This is a genomic window from Dendronalium phyllosphericum CENA369, assembly GCF_016056275.1.
Taxonomy (GTDB): Bacteria; Cyanobacteriota; Cyanobacteriia; order Cyanobacteriales; family Nostocaceae; genus Dendronalium; species Dendronalium phyllosphericum.
Genome location: NZ_JAECZA010000280.1, coordinates 1 through 19773 on the forward strand (window position 1 = coordinate 1; position 19773 = coordinate 19773).

General features: G+C 41.3%; 15 protein-coding genes. 6 read left to right on the forward strand and 9 right to left on the reverse strand.

Translation table 11 applies throughout. The features are described from left to right. The 8 genes from I8752_RS30890 to I8752_RS30925 form a co-directional block, all read right to left on the reverse strand. A partial coding sequence (locus tag I8752_RS30890) for a PEP/pyruvate-binding domain-containing protein (RefSeq protein WP_318780915.1) occupies window positions 1-1176 on the reverse strand: 1176 nt, incomplete at its 3' end. Window positions 1177-2071: 895 nt separating this feature from the next. Further along, on the reverse strand, window positions 2072-2692 hold the full coding sequence (locus I8752_RS30895; RefSeq protein ID WP_214435997.1) for a TenA family protein: 621 nt from the start codon (window positions 2690-2692) through the stop codon (window positions 2072-2074). A gap of 365 nt (window positions 2693-3057) precedes the next feature. Continuing rightward, on the reverse strand, window positions 3058-3828 hold the full coding sequence (locus tag I8752_RS30900; RefSeq protein ID WP_214435998.1) for a pentapeptide repeat-containing protein: 771 nt from the start codon (window positions 3826-3828) through the stop codon (window positions 3058-3060). Window positions 3829-3936: 108 nt separating this feature from the next. After that, window positions 3937-4083 carry a hypothetical protein gene (locus tag I8752_RS30905; RefSeq protein ID WP_214435999.1) on the reverse strand — a complete coding sequence of 49 codons (147 nt, stop codon included), beginning with the start codon at window positions 4081-4083 and terminating at the stop codon, window positions 3937-3939. A 310-nt stretch (window positions 4084-4393) separates the two neighbouring features. After that, window positions 4394-5119, reverse strand: a complete 726-nt coding sequence (locus I8752_RS30910; RefSeq protein ID WP_214436000.1) for a DUF642 domain-containing protein — start codon at window positions 5117-5119, stop codon at window positions 4394-4396. A gap of 288 nt (window positions 5120-5407) precedes the next feature. Beyond that, window positions 5408-6088: a carbohydrate binding domain-containing protein gene (locus tag I8752_RS30915; RefSeq protein ID WP_214436001.1), complete on the reverse strand. Its 681-nt coding sequence runs from the start codon at window positions 6086-6088 to the stop codon at window positions 5408-5410. Window positions 6089-6224: 136 nt separating this feature from the next. Then, entirely contained in the window at window positions 6225-7178 is a 954-nt protein-coding gene (gene modA, locus I8752_RS30920; RefSeq protein ID WP_214436002.1) for a molybdate ABC transporter substrate-binding protein, read from the reverse strand. Window positions 7179-7597: 419 nt separating this feature from the next. After that, entirely contained in the window at window positions 7598-10726 is a 3129-nt protein-coding gene (locus I8752_RS30925) for an MFS transporter (protein WP_214436003.1), read from the reverse strand. Between the two features lie 378 nt (window positions 10727-11104). Between I8752_RS30925 and I8752_RS30930 the strand changes: the two genes are divergently transcribed. The 6 genes from I8752_RS30930 (at window position 11105) to I8752_RS30955 (ending at window position 17997) form a co-directional block, all read left to right on the forward strand. Beyond that, window positions 11105-12703, forward strand: a complete 1599-nt coding sequence (locus I8752_RS30930) for a general stress protein (RefSeq protein ID WP_214436004.1) — start codon at window positions 11105-11107, stop codon at window positions 12701-12703. A gap of 310 nt (window positions 12704-13013) precedes the next feature. Then, window positions 13014-13487 (forward strand): BON domain-containing protein, encoded by a 474-nt coding sequence (locus I8752_RS30935; protein ID WP_214436005.1) that lies wholly within the window; start codon window positions 13014-13016, stop codon window positions 13485-13487. 355 nt (window positions 13488-13842) lie between these two features. Beyond that, window positions 13843-14277: a CAAD domain-containing protein gene (locus I8752_RS30940; RefSeq protein WP_214436006.1), complete on the forward strand. Its 435-nt coding sequence runs from the start codon at window positions 13843-13845 to the stop codon at window positions 14275-14277. A 530-nt stretch (window positions 14278-14807) separates the two neighbouring features. Continuing rightward, window positions 14808-15215: a hypothetical protein gene (locus I8752_RS30945; protein ID WP_214436007.1), complete on the forward strand. Its 408-nt coding sequence runs from the start codon at window positions 14808-14810 to the stop codon at window positions 15213-15215. A 272-nt stretch (window positions 15216-15487) separates the two neighbouring features. After that, entirely contained in the window at window positions 15488-17731 is a 2244-nt protein-coding gene (locus tag I8752_RS30950; protein WP_225896016.1) for a cation:proton antiporter domain-containing protein, read from the forward strand. Window positions 17732-17802: 71 nt separating this feature from the next. Next, window positions 17803-17997 (forward strand): hypothetical protein, encoded by a 195-nt coding sequence (locus I8752_RS30955; RefSeq protein ID WP_214436009.1) that lies wholly within the window; start codon window positions 17803-17805, stop codon window positions 17995-17997. Between the two features lie 164 nt (window positions 17998-18161). Here the strand turns inward: I8752_RS30955 and I8752_RS30960 are convergent, their stop codons facing one another. Further along, window positions 18162-19742, reverse strand: a complete 1581-nt coding sequence (locus tag I8752_RS30960) for a metallophosphoesterase family protein (RefSeq protein WP_214436010.1) — start codon at window positions 19740-19742, stop codon at window positions 18162-18164. Window positions 19743-19773: the final 31 nt, after the last annotated feature.

Consider the following 19773-nt stretch of genomic DNA (forward strand, 5'->3'; position numbering starts at 1 on the left):
GAGACAGGTGTGGGGTGTGGGGTGTAGGGGAGTTTTTTCTCCAGTCCCTAGTCCCCAGTCGCCATTCTCCGATACCAAACGATAACTACGCAGTACGTTTCCATTTTTCTGCGACTGGACGGTTTCGGGACGTGCTTGCACGACAAACAATTGGTTAGTAATTCCGTCTTTGGCCCACTCAATATCCATTGGGGTATAAACATTGTGGACTTGGGAATAATGGTCTTCAATCAAACAAGCCCAGTGTGCTAGTTGTAAAATCTCAGCATCGCTAAGAGCAAATTTAGCTTTATCTGCGGTTGATACAGATACATTTTTTGTAAATTTAGAACCGTCATCATAAATCATTTTCAGTTCTTTACTGCCCAATTTTTTATTAATAATTGGGCGAAAACCTGCTTTTAAAGTCGGTTTAAAAACATAGTATTCGTCTGGATTCACAGACCCTTGAACAACGTTTTCTCCTAAACCGTAGGCGGCTGTAATTAGTGCAGCATCCTTAAAGCCGGTTTCTGTATCAATAGAGAACATGACTCCAGAGGTTGCTAAGTCAGAGCGCACCATTTTTTGTACGCCAACAGCTAGGGCAATGTTAAAGTGGTCAAATCCCTTGGTATGCCGATAGGAAATGGCGCGATCGGTAAATAGGGAAGCAAAGCATTTATGACAAGCTGCTAAAACTCCTTCGACACCGACAACGTTGAGGTAAGTTTCTTGCTGACCGGCAAAACTAGCATCGGGGAGGTCTTCGGCGGTGGCGCTAGAACGGACTGCTACATCTGTGTCTGTATTGTATTTTTCGCATAGACTTTCGTAAGCTGTGGCGATCGCTTCTCGCAATTCTACAGGAAATGGCGTGTGTATCAACAGCGATCGCGCCTTTTTCCCTCGTAGCCGTAAATTTTTGATATCCTCAACATCTAAATCGGAAAATAATTCCCGTAACTTTGCTTCTAATCCAGCAGATTGAATGAAATAACGATAAGCATAAGCTGTTGTGGCAAATCCAGTCGGAACATCAACACCTTTGGGTGTGAGTTGTTGAATCATTTCCCCTAGCGATGCATTCTTACCACCAACTAAAGGTATATCAGCAATACCAACTTCATCAAACCAGAGAACAAGCGATCGTTCTTTAGAGGATGGAGATACTGTGTTGACAGCTACCGTTTTCATTAATATTACCTCTTATAATTATGCTCAGTTTTTTCAGGGCGTAATCGTTAGTCCATAAAGGCAAAAGGTAGGAGGCAGAAAGAATATTGATGGTATAACCTTTTTAGCCTTTTTCAACTAAATAGTAATTTTCGTCACACTGCGCTAATATTATTTTTCCCCTTTTCAATTTTAGTTTTTCTACTAAATAGTAATTTTTGTTACGCTGCACTGGTATTATTTCTCTCCCCTTTTTTATTTTAGTTTTTCTACTAACTGTGTTGCAGAGTCGAGCAGACACTAATAAAGTCATTTAACTGAAAATGGCTAAAAATAGACATATATAGTACGGGGAGCAAAGTAAAATGATTTGTAGCTCGAATCTAAATAATTAACATAACGTCATAAATTGTGACGTGTCAGAGAATTTTAAAAAAAGAATTTGAATATAAGTCTGTCAAAAACTCATCCAAGTAGGACATAGATTCTAACTTTTCTAAGGCTAATCCAGGATGGCAGAAATAACTAAGCTAATCTGCCTTTAAGTTGCACAATTTTTTGCCTTAGAAAGACGCAGGGACGCGGAGAAGGGGAGACGCGGTGAGGAAGTTGGAATCTTGGATGGCACTTCCTCTACTTGGGGGCCACACCCGTAGGCGGGTCTCCCGACTTGAGGGGAGTGGCGTGAGACCCCTTTGAGCGAGTGCCTCCGCTTTGTGTCGAGTCCAAACTTCCGATCTTCCAAGCGTTAGCGACGCAGGAGCGTCACCCAAAGGGGGATGCAATTTGAATGATTATTAGCTTATCCAGTAAAAAGCTTCTAAGATAAAAGAGTAGAAATCATAGCCTCTTCTAGCGAGAAGCAGACATAACATCTATCAACTTTCCATAAAATTGTATTTGTGCAACAGATTAATTATTCTGTCCATGCTGCTTGGAAAAAGTCGCGCTCACAAAGCATGGCATAACGATAAGTAGAGTTGATAAAACCATTGTTTGTAGCGTAATTGTCAACCAAACCTTCTAATTGTTGTGCCAGTGGCTGAAAATTTGCACTGCTGTAAGTACGAATCCAATCGCTATACTGATGACTGGGTATGCCATTACGAGCTAACTGTTCTCCTAAAAAGGCATAAAGGCGCATACAGGGAGACATAGCTGCGGCGATTAAACCTACATCCCCACCCCAAGCAGTGGCTAGTAAAAAATCAGTGTAGCGGCGGGTGGCAACTCCAGGTTCTACGGAATGCAAATTGACTCCCCATTGAGTAGCATAGGCTTGATGTAACCGCAGTTCTTCTAAAACTCCATCAGCTAGATTATGAAACGTAGTAAAACCTACCCAGTCTAGTGCTTTGGCGGCGGCGATGCTGTAAGCACGGGCAAAGGCTTCCAAAAAGAAAGCGTCTTGCCCTACATAGTAGGCAAATTTTTTCGGTTCAAGAGTACCGTCAGCAATGCCTTGCACAAAAGGATGTTCCAAGCAAGCTTGTGCTAAATCTTGATTTGCTTTCCACAATTCACTGGCTAGACTCATGTTTAGTAAATTTTCATTAGGTTATGAGTATTGTGTATGAAAATTTAAAAATCTCACCTGTAATTATTTAAAACTTATACCGTTTCACTTTAAATTTGATACGAATAAGCCACAGGGGAGCAGGGGAGCAGAGGGGCAGAGGAGAAATTATTTGTATCATTTATTTGGTGAAATGGTATTACGCAACGATACGAAAAATCAAGAATTTGGATAAGGCGTGTAGAAGTAAGGTTGAGACTCTCAACAGGACGACATAGACATTTGCGGTAAATTAGCTAAATTAGTCTTGAATAATAGAGCTAACGCAAACTATTATTCAATTTCCCAACCACAATCAGATGCTCCTCTAGAAAAGCACTTAGTACTCAAAAAGGTAGAAATTGTAGTAAAACTGAACCCAGACTTCCCACAAAGTCGAAAAAGCTAGGTTTACCAGTACTTAGTTTTTCAGTATAGGGTGTTTGCAGTTCTTTTATAAAAGCCTGAGTTGTTAGTATCCCAGAATTATTATTTTGGGATGTAAACAGTTTTTCTGCCATTTCGGCATCTTGAGATGCACCTTTGCGGTCAAAGATTTGATAGCGAGCAACGCCACGAGCGAGGTAAGCGCCTGCATATTCAGATTTAGCAGCGATCGCTTGTGTGAAATAATTAATTGCTTGCTGTTGGTTGCCTTTTTGCGCCTCTGCTACACCCCACGCATAAAAATCTTCTGGCTGGGCAATTTGCAATGGTATACCAATTGCACCTTGAAAGTTAGCACCATTGAGGTTAGCACTATGAAATTCTGCATTCGATAGATAGGTATTTCGCAAGTCAGCACCCGCTAGATTTGCCCCACTCAACTTAGCTTCGCTCAAGTTAACGCCAAATAAACCCGCACCGCTCAAGTTTGCTCCTCTCAAATCAGCGCCACTTAAGTTGGCACGACTGAGGTTAGCACCTGTCAGATTAGCACCGCTTAAACTGGCTCCAGATAAGTCAGCCATTACTAAACCCGCGCCTGTCAGATCGCAGTTTTCACATTTTTTGGTTGTTAACAACTGTTTAACTTGTTCGGTATTCGCGGCTTGAGCGATCGCAGTGATGCCGAACGTGGTTAAAAATGTGGCTATGGCTAAAATTGGGGTTTTCATACTCAGTTTTGTAATATTTTTAACTCAAATCTCAATTTGGCTAACAAATTTATACTCCAGCCTATGATATGAGTAATCTGAGTATTTTGCCCTCTGTAGTTACCTATATTACTTGTGAAGCTGAGTTAGGGTAAAAACTTCTTGGTTATATAAGTTCATTTTGCCAGCTATCCAGGTCGGAGAAGACAAATTAAGTTCTGTAAATAAGCTCAGAGCAAATGTTAAAACAACTGCCAGCCAAAGTTTTTCCAGCATAATAGTGACTCCCCACAAATACTGAAATAATAAGTTTTAATTATTTAGATATAAGTATATTTTATTTAAAATTACACTAAGTGATAAACGAATAACTAGTCAGCGATCTACGTCTAAGATGCAAGTGACGCTTATCACATGTATTAGTTTATAAGTCAAAGTATAAATATTGAGTATTATTAAGAACAAATTTTGCACAACAGGTATTTAGAGCATTTTCAACTAAAAGGGACTGGGAACTAGGAACAAACTTTCCCAATACCCAATCCCTAATTCTTAGTGAGAATTATAGCCAGATGACCGATTCGTATTAGTATCTGTTTGGCTTGATACTAATAGATAACCGCTTTTTCTTTAGCCAGATTGCTATCAAACCTGAAACTGCTATTCCGCCAGCAATTGATGGTTCGGGTACAGGTTCAACACTCGCTAGAGCAAATTTCTGATTTTTATCTTTCACACGGAAGACACTGACATTATCTAGGTTGTACCAGGCAGAGCCTTGTTTGCTAGCAAATTTCAATTCTGTTTGTTTTGATGTCGCTACAAAATTGTATGTATATTCTGTGAAACCTTGGAAGGGAACATTAATTTTTTCATCAAGTAATTGTCCGCCTACATATGTGCGAAAGGTATTAGTGTTATCTTCATCTACGTTTGCTAAATAGTAAGTCAATTGGTATTCTTTATTCTTTTTTGTCTTGAGAATTTGGGAAAGAAAGGTAAAGTCACTCGATGCACCAAAACGTACACTCAGAGAATTATTTTCAGCATTATCAACTGTATAGTTATCGAGGTAATTAGTATAGTAGGCATTACCAGATTCACTATTAGTCCATCCTGTAATAAAAGGATTATTTCGAGTAGAATCGTTAGGATTTAAGAGTGAATCTGCTGTAAAATCTCCATTTGTCACAAGGTTTACCTTTGCAGCTTGCGCCTTGGAAATACAACCACCTGTAATCACAGTAGTACTCACAAAGGCGCTGGTGATTCCACAAATCAAAAATCCGGATTTTTGAGCTAATTTCGCCATGATAATTCACTCCAAATATTCCACAATTAAGAAAATTCGTTCTAGAAAAAAGAGCTTCAGAGGATTTGCGATCGCTGCAATATTTATTGCAATTTTGTCCTATTTAATTGAGTCGAGATTGCTATTTGATTGGAATCGGATACATCGCATTTTAGAAGAGAGTAAAGGGACAGAAAGAAAATCTAAACGCAACAAGTGCTTCTGGCTATATTTAGAAAAATCTGCCCTGATAAAAGTCAGCTATCTCTTAGATACAGTAAAACTATCAGTTTGACTTTAGAGAACTAGCTAAACGCTTTTTTTGAGCCTAATTCCCATTAACCCTAAAATAGCAATACCGCAAAGAAATGAGGGTTCAGGTACAGATCTGACGCTGACATTATCTATATTGAACCAAGCAGACCTTTGCTTACCAGCAAACTTTAATTCTGTGACGTTTGATGTTGCTACAAAATTGAATGTCGATAGCGTTGGGTCAATGTTAAATTGTTGCCAAGGGACATTTACTCTATCATCAATCAATTTTCCACCTACATATGTCTGAAATTCGTTAGAGTTATCCTCGTCTATGTTTGCTAAGTTGTAACTTAGTTCATATGTCTGACCAACAATAGTATTGAGATTTTGTGAAATGTAGGTAAAAACCGGAATACTACCTTCTGGTGAATCTTCACGATGTGCGGCAATACGAACACTCAGAGAATTATTTTCAGCCCCATCGACGGTATAGTTGTCTAGATAAGTAGTGTAGTAAGTTTCATCGGACTCACTATTAAACCATCCTGTGATAAAAGGATTGTTCCTAGTAGGATCTTTAGGATTTAACAATGAGTCTGCTGTAAAATCTCCATTGACAACAATATTTGCTGCTTGTGCCTTGGGAATCTGACTGCTACCAATTGCAGCAGTACTAATAAAGGCGCTGAACGCTCCAAAGACAAAAAGTCCAAATTTTCTAGCTGATTTCATGAAATTTACTCTGTTTAGCTCAAGAGTTAGTAAAGCCGATGAAGATATGTGAATACTTGCAAAAGAGTAAGACTATTTTTTCCCAAGTACTACACCAGTAGAAGTTTCCCACTTTAACTAAGCAAGCCTATATTTATTAGGGAAGAAGGAAGCCACGATTTGTTAAGGCAGTTTGGGCTGATGAAGTAAGTAAGAAGTTAGCAAAAGAACTAGCAGCAGTGGAACTAGTACTTCTTGTCAGTACAGCTTCTGGATATACAATTGGTGTGGTTAGACAGCTTGAAGGGGAAGTTGCTACTAGGGTTGTCAGAGTGGAAACTTGTTTATCGGTTGAGTAAACTATACCTGCATCAATGACATTACTATTTAGGGTTTTAGTTTCAACTGCACTCAGAACGTTACGGACATTGGTAGCTAAAAATAGCTTATTGGGTGCTGAATTATTCAAGAGTGTAGTATAAGTACCGCCTCCACAACCAGTACCAGTGCTGGTTAGAACTTGTTGAGCGTATGCTCCTGCGGGCACGATGCTGGGATCGCCTATGGCGATGCCTCTAATACCGCTTCTACCAGAACCATTAAGTAGTGTGTTAAAGCCAGAAATAGCATTAGATGGGGTCGGGGCTGGGCTGGTTGGCGTGTTAGGTTTAATCAACACTAGTTTATTTTTAGCGATATTTTTGGGCCAACCCGCAGCTAATTTACCTGCGTTCTGCAAGCTAGTCATCTGGGATGTCGCAGCAGAAATGAAAACATCTGGTATGCCTGCTGTCTCGTTTGGACTATAGTTGATATTTTGTAACAAAATACCTGAAGAATCTAAGCTGTTAGTGAAGTTGATCTTTGGCGTGGTAGAGCCGTTATTGTTGTATGCATTTTCCAGGTCTGTCAACACTTCTAATAAGCTAACGGCAGCATAAACTTTCAGGTTAGCTGTGGCACTGCCTGATGTTACGGTTGTTGTGTACTGGGGTGTTGGTGGAGCCGTCTGTGCAACTCCAGGCATTAGAGTTAAAAGCGGTAAAGCGATCGCAACTATCAAGCTAGTAACTGCGGCAGCTGTCCAAGTAATAAGTCTTTTTTTGTTCATAAAGAAATACCTCAGGGAGATTACTTACGTGAAGTAGGCGTTAGATAGAACAATACCAAAAAAAATGGTAGATTTTACCTATAAAATTGGTATTTCAAGAATCCCTGACTTTAGGACAACAATTCTAAAAATGCCCGAATATTCCAAAAATTAAATTTTTATACAATTGTATCGTACAGTAGAAACAAGTAAATTTACCGATTAAATACCAACTAAAAAAATAATACTAATTTTATTGGTAGAGGTTAAAGTCGTAACTTATGACTCTCTGTGCCAAAAGAAAATGACACTCAGTCTCAAGGATTGAGTGTCACTTGTATTCTTGGCGTTGCTAATTAAGGGATGAATTGTTTAGCGAACAAACCTCCAGTAAATAAGAGATTAAGAGAGTTTGGCGCATCGCCAGTCAAAGAGCTAGCTTATCTAGGTAAATCTATGCCTGTAACAGCGATCGCTCCAGCAATGGCACTAGCTACTAAAGATGTAATAGCTGTACCAAATAACCACCAAGCAGCTCTTGCAACAGTTTTCTTAGTTTCTTGGGCTTGTTTTTTAGCTTGCTCGCGAATCGCTTTCAGGCGTTTTTGCGCTTCTTGCTGGATGCGTTCGGCTTGATGCAATACTCCATCTCGCGCCGTTTCTATTTGGTTGATAATGCGGTTGGCATCCTCTGGGGAAATATCCTCACGAGAACTGAGGACGGCTACTAAAGTGTCGCGATCGAATTCACTGAGGCGATCGCGCAAGGCCTCGAATCCCACTTGTGGATCGTCAAACAATTTAGCAAAGTCTTGTTTGATGCCTTCGTAGTTGAGTTCTGGACGCTCTAGGGAGTTGAGATAGTCACGTACTCTACCAAAAATTCCATCGATCGCAGATTGCAACCTTTGCTGAATTTGCTGAAATTGTTCCACAATCGAGTTACGCACAGATTCGATGCGATCTGCTATTTGGTTAGCTTCTTCTTCGGAAATATCCTCACGTTGAGATAACAGTGACACAAGTGTAGAACGGTCAATTTTAGAGAGGCGATCGCCTAAATTTCCAATTCCCAATCGTGGATCTTGCACTATTAATTGCAAATCGCGCTTGATACCTTCGGGATTGAGTTCTTCTTTATTAGTGTGACGCAGATAGTTTTCCAGATTTGCTTGAAAATCTGCAACTCGTTGAGCGGTACGATTTGCCAAACGTTGCGGCGCTTTGACAATGCTACGAATCGACTCTTGTACTCGATCTATAACCTGATTAACTTGTTCCTCGCTTAAATCTCCACGTTGGCTGAGAAGTTTCACTAAGGTTTCTCGATCGACTTGTGACAAGCGATCGCGCAACGCCGCAGCACCCTCTTTTGGATCTACCAACAATCTTTGCAAATCTTGCTTGATACCTTCTGGGTTGAGTTCTTCGAGGTTGGTATTGCGGAGATATTCAGCGAGTGCTTTTGTAGTTTGCTCGTATTGTTCTTTTGCTTGTTGCGGTGCTTGCAAAACACTATCTCGCACTGATTCTAGGGTATCAAGGGTTTGATTTACTTGTTCTTCGCTCAAATCTTGCCGCCCAGAAAGCAACCGCACTAATGTATCGCGGTCAAATTGCGAAAGGCGCGATCGCAGCAGGTTAATTCCGGCTTGTGGATCTTCTAGTAAAACTTTAAACTCGCGTTTGATAGCTTCCGGATTCAATTCTTCTTTATTGGTATTCCGCAGATATTCTTCTACTCTTTGCCGCAGTTCGTTAGCTTTAGTTGTTGCTTGTTCTTGCAGTTCTCTGGCACGATTCAAGACGCGATCGCGAGTACCTTCCAGTTGACCAATAATATTATTAGCTTCTTCTTCGCTGATATCTTGACGTTGCTGAAGAACTTGTACCAGAGTGTTGCGATCGATTTGGGATAAGCTAGCCTGTAAATCTGCAAAACCAGCTTCTGGTTCTTCCAACAATTTGGCAAAGTCTTGCCCAATAGCTTCGGAATTGAGTTGTTCTTTTCCTGTCGTCCGCAGATAATTTTCGATGCGGGTGTGGAAGTCTTGGCTTTTTTCCCGTGCTTGTGATTGTTGTACGAGTTCTAAAACTTCTTGGCGGATAGTTTCCATTTGCTGGGAAATTTCTTTAACTCTGGCTTCGCTGATATCACCTCGCTGTGTCAGTAAGTTCACAAAATATTCTTGGTTTAGTTCTTGCAATTCCCGTGCGATAATTGCGGGGTCTGCATTTTGGTCATAAATAATTTCTTGGAATTCATCACTAACGGTAATCCGATTGAAATGCCAAGGAAAAGAATTCACTATGTAGTCTTCTACATCTGCTTTAATAGTATTCGAGGTTGGTTGTGGCAACTTTTGAGATATTTGTTCGTTAGTTTTATCTGCAAATTTTTGCAGTTCTTGGGTAATTTTATCGACATCTATATCTTGAACGTTTTCTTTCAATTTTTGCAGTTGATTCGTAATTTTTCCGATATCAATATCTGAGACGTTTATTCTATTTAAGACGGCTGGTACAGCAGCACCTAAACCATATTGGATAGTTTGCTTGATTACACCATTGCTGCCATTGCCATTTTTTCTAGTTGTAACTAGTTCTTGAAGGCGATCGCCTAAATTTTCTGAGTTTAATTCTTCCGGGGTAGCAGACTTAAGCAAATTAATTACTCGTTCTGTCGGATTTTTGCTAGATGTAGCTTGTTGCCAAGCATCTTCTAGTCGGTCGGCGATTTTATTGATATTATCTTTTGATAAACTTGTCCGACTGCTGACTAAATCTACAAACGTTTGGCGGTTAATATTTTGTAGCAGATTGTTGTCGGCGAGCGATTGTAAATCTACATCACTCAAAATCTTGTCAAATTGACGGCCAATTTCATCTAAATTTAGCTGAGGTGTCGGTAAAGAAGCCAAGGATTGTTGTAGCGTATTACTAATGTTTTCTGGAGTGAAACCTGAAGTTAACTCTCGCCGCACTGCTGCTGTCACATCTTCAGCAGTAGAAACAATCTGTTGTTTTGCACTATTAGCGCCGATGCCACTACTAGCTACACCCATCAAACTTTGTAAGCCAGAAGTGGTTGTACTAATAATAGAACTAATTAAGGAGCCTGCTGCCGAAGAACCCAACCAAACTACTAATGCGAAATAAGTAGACCAAATGACAACACCAATAATTGCTCCTAAAACTGCACTTTCAATTACAGTAAGTTTTACCGCCAAAAAACAAGCACTGAATAACGCAATAGTAGCGGTTACTAGCGCCCAAGAACCAACTTTAGCTTCAATTTTACGAACACTTTTGCCCCAAGTTTCTGAATCATTATCGGAAGACGAATCATCTCCCCAAGATGAAATTCCTACAGCAACTGAAAAATTAGTTAATAGGAATTGAAAGGCAAATGCCATGACAGTTCCGGCTAATAGTGCCACTAAAAAGTTAGAACTAGATAAAACAAATGATCCTGCTTCTATAGGTAGAATCTCTGGGACTTTATTGATAGGTGCTATTCCCAAAGAGAAATTTAGCAGTCCCAAAATCTTTTCAAATTCTTGTAACATCGTATTTTTCCTGTTACTTAATGGATTAAACACTCATTAACGTAACATAAATAAATACTATTTATAAGAAATTTTTATCTAATCGTATCTATTAAAATGATAGCTCGGAGTTATCGGAACTCGAATATTAATTTTGAGATATTCATACTTCAGGAAGATTTTGCTATTTACATAAGTATAAAAAGCGAATTTTAATATTTTAGATAATTCATTTACTTTGGTCTTGGATGTTAAAAAACATACCTATATCTAATGATAGAGATATAATTATGTCATGCGATTGATGAAAAATAGATATAAATTTGCTTCAATTCTTCTTTAGGGAATAACATCAATTATTTTTTGTAAATTGATTATGTTTTTGTAGGAGAAGAAAGCATGGTAGTAGGTGTAAGAAGACGTGCTATAGGTGTTTTTTCCAATCGCAGTGATGTTGAGAAAGCACTGCATGAATTAAGAAGCTCTGGCTTTTCAATGGATAGGATTTCTGTCATTGCCAGAGATACAGATAGCAGAGATAATATTGCTGGTGCTCCAGTCCAAGAACGGGTTGGCGATAAAGCTGACGAAGGTGCAACAGTAGGGGCAGTTTCTGGCGGTGTTTTGGGTGGTTTAACTGGTTTATTAGTTGGTCTTGGCACTTTAGCGATTCCAGGAATTGGGCCAATCATGCTTGCAGGAGCAGCGGCAACGACTCTAGCTACAACTTTGGCTGGTGCTGGTATTGGTGCAGCGGCTGGTAGTTTGATCGGAGCATTGATTGGTTTAGGAATACCCGAAGAGCGAGCCAGAGTTTACAACGAACGAGTTGAACGAGGACACTATCTAGTCATCGTAGACGGTACAGATGCAGAAATTGCGACAGCGGAAGCAATTTTCAACAGATATGGTGTCGAAGAATTTGGTGTTTATGATAATCCCAATAGCGAATATCCTACTGGCGATTTCACGAATCAAGATGTGACTTCTAGTAAACATGCCATAGGTTACTTTTCTCATCTCCAAGATGCAGAAGCAGCAATCAAAGATTTACGAAATGCGGGCTTTCCTTTGAGCCAAATCTCATTAATTCATCGGGAACCTTTGCAAAGGGAATCCTTTGTAGGCGTTAATGTCAGCAATCGCTTTGACCCTACGAGATGGGGGCTACCTGATTCGCGCACTCACTTCTACAACGAGCGGATTAATCAAGGGGACTATATTGTTGCCGTTAGTGGTACAGATGTTGACATCCAACGTGCGGCAGCAATTCTCAGCCGTCATGGAATTCAACAGTGGCAAATTTATAGCCCAGGCGAAGGCGATCGCATTACCACTTCCCATACAACCAAACGGGCGATTGGTGCATTTCCGCATCGCCGAGACGCAGAAGCAGCACTGGGCGAACTCCGAGATGCTGGTTTTCCCTTGACCCAAGTTTCGTTGATTGGTAAAGATACTGACGGTATCAACACCACCGATCTCAATAGAAATGTTGGTACGGGAAATAAAGCAGACGAAGGAGCTAAAGCTGGAGCGGCTACAGGCGGCGCATTAGGCGGTTTAGGCGGCTTATTAGTTGGGCTTGGTGCTTTAGCAATTCCCGGAATTGGCCCCGTGATTGCGGGTGGTGCTCTTGCAACTGCCTTAGCAACAACCGTAGCTGGCGGTGCTATCGGTGCAGCAGCTGGCGGTATTGTTGGTGGCCTTGTTGGTTTGGGCATTCCTGAAGATCGGGCGCGAGTTTATAACGATCGCTTGCAAAAAGGCGACTATTTAGTAATCATTGATGGTACGGAAGCTGAAATCCATCACGCTGAAGCAATTCTTAAACGTCGAGGCATTCAAGAATATGCCATCTATGACGCTAATGATATAAACAGGGAGCATCGCCAAGGTATTGACTACCCCGATCGCACAACGCCCGTTTACTCTGGTACAGGCGATCGTGAAGACCCTTCCGTTGTGATTGTCGATCGTCGAGATCCAAAAATCTAACGCAAGTTAGTTTTTCGTCAGGATAATTCATCCCGATCGTAGGAGCAAGACTACAAAAGCTTGCTCCCGATCGCAACTACAACCATTGACTAAGCCCCATTGGGGCAGGGTGTGGGGTGTAGGTGTGGGGGAAGAGATAGCCCCAACAACCGTATTGATACAATCCTAAGCTTTTTAAGACGATGGCATTGGTGGGGGTTACAAGCCCCCAGATACTGCCGTCTTCACTACACCCTACCCCCGACCCCCAACACCCTGTTGCTGACAAATTCTAAAACTTTTACTTGGCGAGCGAGAATTAATTAAACCTATGCAAAAGCTAACTCCTTTCTTAATTAGTTGTCTTTTGGTTTTTGGTGCTGCTGCTTGTGAAAATCCTTCTAAAACAAGTGAGTCTGCACCTAATAACTCTAATCAAGCAGCACAAACACCAGATACTAAGGCAACAGAAGCTGCTCAACAAGATGCTCAAAGTGAAGTTCGCAGAAGACAATTAAATGAGGATATTCGTGCCCGCGAACAAAGAAATAATACTACTGGCGGCGATACAGATAGAGCCAAAGGCGATTTAGCAAGTGAAGTTCGTTCTAAGCTAGAAGCTAATATACCCAATGGTCAACTAACAGTTGATGCCCAAAAAGATGGAACTGTGACAGTGGGAGGAACTGTAACTAATCAGCAACAACTAGCTAAAATTGAAACTTTATCAAAGGAAATTAAAGGTGTCAAAAATGTAGTTGTTAAAGCTACAGTTGCTCAACCAGCAAACAAAACGAAACCATAATAAAACAGAGGGGAAAAGGTTAAAGGGAAAAGGGAAGAACAGGTCAGTCGCCCACAATTCTACTCGCTTTTTACCTTCCCCCCAATACTTCTTGATAAATCTGCGTCAGCTAATTAAGCAATCTGGTCTTGGGGAACCCCCGCAAAGGGATGGCTCCCCAAGCAAAGTAAATTTTATAGAAACCAAACTATTTGCTACAATGGTATAAAAATCAGAATAGTTTATTTAAGTTGCGTAATTTACTATTCAATCTGAAATTCAAGTCTAAAAGTTTTTTCTATAATTCTACTTATTAGAATTGCACTTATTGATGTCAATTCAATAATCACAATCTTTGTGACTAAGATATAAAACCATGGAAGCTCAACAACAGCAATTTGATTCTCCTAATACCTCTCCACCAGAAGCTTTGCTAGCACTAGAGAGTGCAGACAATCAAAATTTACCTAAACTCCCACCTGCCAAAGAACCTGAAACCCAATGGCAGCGAATTAGTCGAATAATTTCTGATTTTTTAGAGCAACTGCCTGAATACTTAGGTAATTTTTTTGAGACAAACAAACAGTCTTTGATTACTGTTGCTCTAATTTTCACCGCGATTGTTACAGTCAGAGTAGTGCTTGCATTGCTAGATGTCATTAATGATATTCCGCTATTTTCACCAATTTTTGAGTTGATTGGAATTAGTTATACAACTTGGTTTGTTTTCCGTTATCTTCTCAAATCATCAACTCGTCAAGAATTAGCTGCTGAGATTCAATTACTCAAACAACAAATTACAGGTAAATAAGTTGAACAATTACTCAAAAATAGCAACCATTTTTGATAGTAATAACTGAAATTAATCGCTCCCCGACTCTTTAAAAAGTTGGGGATTTTTTATAAAAAGTATAGTAATTGGCAGTTTATAATCACTAACTTGGAAGAAGAATTCACCAAGTCACAATTCAGGAGTCAGAACGCTCTTCGTAGGGGATTCAGACCCACCATGCTCTTTAAGAACACGCTCATTTTCAATTTACTGGGGGAGCAAAAACGCCGTTTATTCATCCTTTAGTCGTCCAGAATACCCAAGCTGAATTCTTTTTTGTTAAACAGAATATTTTATTTCTTAGAGAACCCTTATACTATGCTAATTGCGTATGGCATTTTAGCTCTACATCAAACTTAATTAATTTTTTGTATAAATTATATCAAAAGGTAGAGAAAAATAGTTAATTTTTTATTTAGAATCACTTCTCCAGATAGTTTATTTTTCAAAACGAACAGCCTAATCTAGTTGTCAAAGTTATCAAGGATTCTTTAACGAGGACATAATTTATGGCTAATGATTCATTTAAAAAAGGTGTAGATTCATCCGAGCGAGCTGAAGTGGATACATATGACAGAGGTATTGTACCAGCTGAAACTGCTGCTCGTAGGGAAAGAGAAGGAGAACTATATAAAACACGTCCTACTGAAGAAAGAGAAGCAAGTGCATCTACCGACGATCAAACAGATACAGGTAGCATAAACACCACAGATGGCTATACGGTAGATAAAGAAGGTTTGTTGAACAACTACGCAGTTGAGCCAGAAATGTACTATGAAGTACCAGGTGATGCACGAGCAGAAAACACAGAGGATACTGAAAACCGGATTGAGGAACTTGGAGAAATTAATGAAGATAAAGAAGGTGAATTAACAGATCGAGGCGACGAGCGTGGTAGAGGTCCGGGAGTAATCTAGTCTGATTCTTTTAAGAAGAACTGTACTTGCGATGATGGGAAATAGAATCCTCGTCATCGCTTTTGTATGGATAAATTTATTTTCTGGTCTGAAACATAGCTATTTTAGCGAATACCTCTCAACAAGCTGATGCGATCGCCTTTGTTATATCGTTACTCTAACAACAGTAGAATACTCATCGCTCAGTTCCTCTGAGTTCTGCGATCTGCTGCGGCTCAAAATCCAAAGGGGCAAGCTCAAGTGCCACATCATCAGGAATTTTGATTAAAATCATGAACTTACTCCTCAACCCTTTACTTGCAGCTGATGCATTACCTAACAAAGGTTTGATCAAGCCCCTTGGTCATCATGAGTTGCTTTTGATCTTGCTAGAATTAGCTTTGCTGCTGCTGGTCGCCAGAGGCTTAGGCGAGTTAATGCGGCGAATCCAGTTGCCTCCGGTAGTCGGTGAATTATTGGCGGGGGTGCTGCTGGGGCCATCTGTGTTCGGATGGATTCTGCCAAACTTACAGCATGAAATCTTTCCTAACAGTCAGGCTCAGTCAGACCTGCTCTCGGTTGTCTCTTGGTTGGGAGTATTGTTTTTGCTAATCGTGACTGGACTTGAGACAGACCTTAACTTGATTGTCCGTAAAGGCAAAACGGCTCTACTCATTTCCTTAGGTGGCATTATTATTCCCTTCATTACTGGATTGGGGCTGGGCTGGTTTCTGCCTGAGAGCTTTCTGGCCAATGCTGACGAACGATTAATCTTCAGTTTATTTATAGCCACTGCCATGAGTATCTCGGCAGTCCCAGTACTAGCCAAGGTGTTGATGGACTTGAAACTGATTCGTAGAGACATTGGTCAAGTCGCCTTGGCAGCTGGGATGACCGATGACACCATTGGCTGGATTCTCCTCTCAGTAGTATCTGGGTTGGCAACTAGCGGTAAATTCGATTTCCAAACAGTATTTAGGTCAGTTGGAGGTGCGGTACTGTTCTTGGGAATTGCATTTACCCTAGGGCGAACGGTGATGGCTAGGGTATTACGCTGGGTAGACGATTATATTGGCGGGCCGACAGCTAGTTTGTCGGCTTTATTAGTACTAGCATTGAGTGCCGCAGCCTTTACCCACACCTTGGGCATTGAAGCCGCCCTAGGAGCTTTTGTCACGGGGATTTTAGCAGGGCAATCGCCGCGTTTTAGTCGAGAGGCAGGACTAACTCTGGAACTAATCACCGCTGGTTTTTTGGCTCCTATTTTCTTTGCCACGGCGGGATTGAAAGTAGACTTAGTACAATTGCTAGTACCGCAGACATTTGTAATTGGGATGCTGGTGTTGGCGATCGCTTGTTTTGGCAAATTCACCGGGGCTTATATAGGTTCGCGTGTCGGTGGCTTAAGTCACTGGGAAGGGATTGCAATGGGGTCAGGGATGAACGCCAGAGGAGCGATGGAAATCATCGTTGCCACCATTGGAGTTTCTTTAGGCGTGCTGAATCCGCCGATGTACTCGATTATTGTGATGGTGGCGATCGTGACTTCACTGATGGCCCCGCCCTTATTGCGCTGGTCGTTGTCTAAAGTGTCAATAGGTACAGAAGAAGCCCAACGCCTAGAACAAGAAGAACTGGCAAGTCGCAGCTTTATCAAGCGTATCCGCCGAGTGCTTGTGCCCACCCAAGGAGGGCCGAATGTCAGGTTAGCTGCTCAGTTAGTCAGCCATTTAGCCCACCAAAACCCCCTAGAAGTGACTGCTTTATTTGCCCAAAGTGATAAAAAGCCTAAACAAAAATCTGTAACTGCTGTCAAAGATAGTACAGCAGAAACCGCGATTACTGCCGTAGCACAAGAAATGCATCTGCCAGCTAACTCATCATTGGAAACCAAAGTTGAGTCCGGACAAAACAAAGCTGAGGTAATTCTCAAAGAAGCTAGTAAAGGATACGACCTAATTGTATTAGGTGCAACAGGAACTCAGCGTACCAAGGGTTCTTTATTCAATTTGCTGGTCGATAAAGTGGTTCAAGAAGCTCCTTGCGCCACAATGGTAGTCAAATCGAATTTGTCTTTCACAGAGGAACAGACACAAACTGGCCATTACAAACTCGGTCATATTTTAGTACCCACTAGCCGTAGCGATTACAGTCAACATGCAGTTGAAGTCGCTAGTACAATTGCTGCTCAAACTGGGGCAATTGTCACCTTAGTTAATGTCGTCAACCGAACTCAGCGCGAATATGTTTTATTTGAGGAACAGACCATAGATTCTATGGCTGAGATAGCCCAACAAATTGTGCATCAACAAGCTGAAGTGGGGCGAGGACTTGGTGCTGAGGTTAAAACAGAGATTCTGACTGGGATTCCAGAATTTGAAGTTCTTAAATATGCTCGCAGTATGCAAGTAGACTTGATTGTTTTAGGCAGCAGTATTCAGACATTTTCCGGTCGGGTGTTCTTTGGTCATCGCGCTGATGCCATCCTCAACAAAGCACACTGTCCTGTCGCTGTGATTACCATACCAAGTAATTAAAGTGCTGAGTTCTGAGTGCTGAGTGCTGAGTGCTGAGTTCGGAAGTGGAAGTGCTGAGTTCGGAACTTGAAGTGTCGAGTTCAGAACTTGAAGTGTCGAGTTCGGAAGTCGAAGTGTTGAGTTCGGAACTTGAAGTGTCGAGTTCGGAAGTGGAAGTGTTGAGTTCGGAACTTGAAGTGCTGAGTTCGGAACTTGAAGTGCTGAGTTCGGAACTTGAAGTGTCGAGTTCGGAAGTCGAAGTGTCGAGTTCTGAAAGCGATCGCTAATCAAAACATGAGCATCATACAGCCTTTTTCAAGTAAATGACGTAAACAGGTAGAGGCGCTGTTACGTTCGCCCTTACAATTACCTCTACCTCACCTAGTTGCAATCTGCTGTAGGTTTTTACTCAGCACTCAGCACTCCTAACTCAGCACTCACTAATCAGCACTCAGCACTTTGTTATAAATGGTTCGAGTTCGTAATTATGCCATTGTCGCTGATACCATTCGGCAATTAAGGGACGGACGATAAACTGAGGATGGCGATCGCCTCGAACATCAATGCGAAGACCTGAGTATGGTCGTTTTTTCTCGGAACCGTGACCGTTGCGACCTATGAAAAGATGCGATCGCGCTACTAATTTATTTTCTTGTTTACTTGCATTGCCAATGGTTTCTACTAAATCTGCTCCTTCTGTCCTCTGTCGTCGCAAGCTAAATCCACTTCCTCCACAAACAATCCAATGGAGATGAGAATCGGCGTGTCCGGTATCCAAAGTCTGAAGATATTCTAAGCAATGAGCGTGACCGTTTAAGATCAAATCAACTAAAGGACGCTCTTGGGTTAAGGAACCTAACGCTTTTGCTACTGCATCTAGTACGCCACGCAAGCGGCTACGAATCGCCAAAGTTTGTGCTTGTTGCCACTTCGTCGCCTCAGTGACATAAGGGGGATGGTGGAAATAAATTACTCTTCCTCGAACTTCTTTAGTATTCCAGGATTCTATTAATCTCTGTCTCAACCAATCCAGTTGTTCGAGATCGGTCACCATTGTCTTGTCGGTGGTTAATTGTTTGTCAATATCAACAATAATTTCCTCAATTTGTGACAGTTTAGCGTGTAAATCGTCCAGTTCTTCGATTAGGCTGGGGTCGTCAGGATTGAATTTAGCTAAATTTTCAATTATTTGTATCTTCTCCTGTTCTAAATCTTGACGGCGTTGCTGTAATAATTTGCGGTCAGCGTCACCTTCTCTGGTTGCAGGTAGTGGGGGCGGATCGTTAAATGTATTAGAATCTAGAGCAAAAAAGTCAATACCACCGTAGCGAAAAGTATAGTAGCGATTGGGCAAGCGGGTAAAATGTCCGGGTCGATAGGAAAGACAGCGACCTGTGTCTATCTTTGCAGTATAGTATCTGTCTAAATGCTCGGCTAAATCACCTGGAAATTGAAACGCCTTCAGGTAGTCGAGAAATGCTCGTGCGTAGGCATCACCTTTTCCCGAACCATGCAAGCCTACATCTAAATCTAACCGCGATCGCAACAACTGACGGATAGGAAATGTCGTCAGAGATGCCAAGCTCAAGAGAATTGGCAAGTCGTAATAATCGTGATTTCCCGGTACGGGTAGAATGGGCAAAGTGAAAATCATCTGGTCGTAAGCAATGCTTTCGGGATGCTCTTTACCTAAAATAAACTCACGGTAGGGCTGGATAAAGTTCTGCTGATAGTATTCGCTCGACCCCACTAGATAGATGACATCGCCTGTATGCAGCATAAAACGGCATTCATCATGATGGGGCAGCATGAGTTTCGCAACCTCTCGTTGCGGATTATGCTTGTGGTGTTTTCCAGAACCACTATCACCCACAACCAAAAATGAAAATTCCTCATCATCTGCGCGACCATCGTCTACTACTAACCGAGTTTGGTCAATGTTCCGTTGTAAGATTAACGGATCTTGCCAGCGTACTCGTTGCTGCATTTTACGAATTTTTTTAGCGATCGCCGGATCGGAAACGAGTTTCAAAGCAACACTCCTGAATCTTACAGCAATTGTC